Source organism: Pseudomonas sp. YuFO20 (assembly GCF_035064975.1).
GTDB lineage: Bacteria > Pseudomonadota > Gammaproteobacteria > Pseudomonadales > Pseudomonadaceae > Aquipseudomonas > Aquipseudomonas putida_AE.
This window is the reverse complement of sequence record NZ_JAXDEO010000134.1, coordinates 1-2,267: the sequence shown is the minus strand read 5'-3', so window position 1 is coordinate 2,267 and position 2,267 is coordinate 1. Positions and strand designations below refer to the sequence as shown.

General features: G+C 65.4%; 1 protein-coding gene. It reads left to right on the top strand.

Features of this window, described 5'->3' with window-relative positions; all coding sequences use genetic code 11:
* Positions 1 to 2,267, top strand: a 2,267-nt coding sequence (locus SOP85_RS30875; protein ID WP_323629387.1) for an Ig-like domain-containing protein, incomplete at both ends; no start/stop codon positions are given.

The window sequence follows — 2,267 nt, the reverse complement described above, 5'->3', positions numbered from 1 at the left end:
CGGCGGCAACGGCACCGAGACCTTCACCTACACCCTGACCGACGCCGACGGCGACAGCAGCACCGCCAACCTGGTGCTGAACGTGCACAACAACGACGACGGGGTGACCCTCGGCGGCCTGGACGTCGCAGGTGGCGAACTGACCGTCTACGAGAAAAACCTCACCTACGGCAGCGACCCCGACGCCCCGGCGCTGACCCAGCACGGGACCTTTACCGTGAACGCCCCGGACGGCCTGCAGAGCCTGAGCATTTCCGGCGTCCAGATTATCAGCGGTGGCGTGGTGCAGGGCTTGCCGATCTCGGGCAGCACCTGGATAGGCAGCACACTGACCATCACCGGCTTCGACCCGGCCACAGGGGTCGTGAGCTACAGCTACACCCTCAACTACACCGAAACCCATCCCAACGCCGACGGCGCCAACAGCATCACCGAGAACTTTGAAGTCATCGCCATCGATGCCGACGGCAGCGAGGCGCGCGGCGAAATCAACGTCAAGGTGGTCGACGACCTGCCGACCGCCAAGCCCGATGCGACTTCGGTGGCCGAGGGCGGCACCGTCACCGGCAACGTGCTGGTAAACGATATCGGCGGTTCCGATGGCTCCGGCGGTGGCGTGGTCGGCGTGCGTGCCGGCTCCGACACCTCGACCCCGGTGCATGGCGGCCTGAACAGCCAGATCAACGGCACCTATGGTTACCTGACCCTGGATGCGTCGGGCAACGCCGTGTACCACAGCTACCCGAACTCGGTGAGCGCGCCGGGCGCGAGCGATGTGTTCACCTACACCTTGCGCGATGCCGACGGTGACGAAAGCACCACCACGGTGACCATCGACGTGCACAACAGCTGCCTGGTCGCGGCCAGCGATCACGACGTGACCGTGTATGAAAAAGCCCTGGACCCGTACCAGGACGGTCAGGACCTGGCGCCCGGCAGCGTGACCGGCAGCCAGCCATACAACACCGGTGAAACCGCCAGCGGCACACTGGTCGGTGCAGTTCACGGCGGCAGCGGCGCCATCACCTACAGCCTGCTCAGCAATGCCATCGGCACCTACGGCCAGCTGCTGCTGAACCCGGACGGCAGCTACACCTACACCCTGACTTCGCCAGCCAGCACCGCACCGCAAGCCAACGACGGCGCCAACACCCTGCACGAAAGCTTCACCTACCAGGCCGTCGATGGCCTTGGTAATGTGGTCACCAGCACTATCGTGATCAACATCGTCGATGACGTGCCAACCGCTATCCCGGACATCGCCTCGGTGGGCGAGGGCGGCTATATCGGCGGCAACGTGATCTGGAACGACAACGTGGGTGCCGATGGCCAGTTCGCTGGCGGTGGCGTGGTCGGTGTGCGCGCAGGCTCCGACACCTCGACCCCGGTGCACGGCGGCCTGAACACCCAGATCAACGGCACCTACGGTTACCTGACCCTGGATGCGGCAGGCAACGCGCTGTACCACAGCTACCCGAACGCGGTGAGCGGCCCGGGTGCGAGCGATGTGTTCACCTACACCCTGCGCGATGCCGACGGTGACGAAGGCACCACCACCGTCACCATCGACGTGCACAACAGCTGCCTGGTCGCGGCCAGTGACCAGGACGTGACCGTCTTCGAAAAAGCCCTCGACCTGAACCAGGATGGCCAGGACCTTGCCCCCGGCAGCGTGATCGGCAGCCAGCCTGGCAATACCGGCGAAACCGCCAGCGGCACCCTGGTCGGCGCGGTGCACGGCGGCAGCGGCGCCATCACCTACAGCCTGGTCAGCAATGCCATCGGCACCTACGGCCAGTTGCTGCTGCACCCGGACGGCAGCTACACCTACACCCTGACCTCACCGGCCAGCACCACGCCGCACGCGGACGACGGCGCCAATACCCTGCACGAAAGCTTCACCTACCAGGCCACTGACGGCCTGGGCAACATCGTCACCAGCACCATCGAGATCAACATCGTCGACGACGTGCCCCAGGCGATCGATGACCACAACCTCAATACTGCCTCGGAAACCCTGCTCACCCTCGAAGGCAACGTCCTGGGCAATGACGTGCAAGGCGCCGATCGCGTCGCGACCGGCGCCAACAGCGGCCCGATCACCCCCGGCACTTTCACCGGTACATACGGCACCCTGGTGCTCAACGCCAATGGCACCTACACCTACACCCTCAATCCCGGCGACGCTGACTTCAAGGCCTTGCACGCCGGCGGCAACGGCACCGAGACCTTCACCTACACCCTGACCGACGCCGACGGCGACAGCA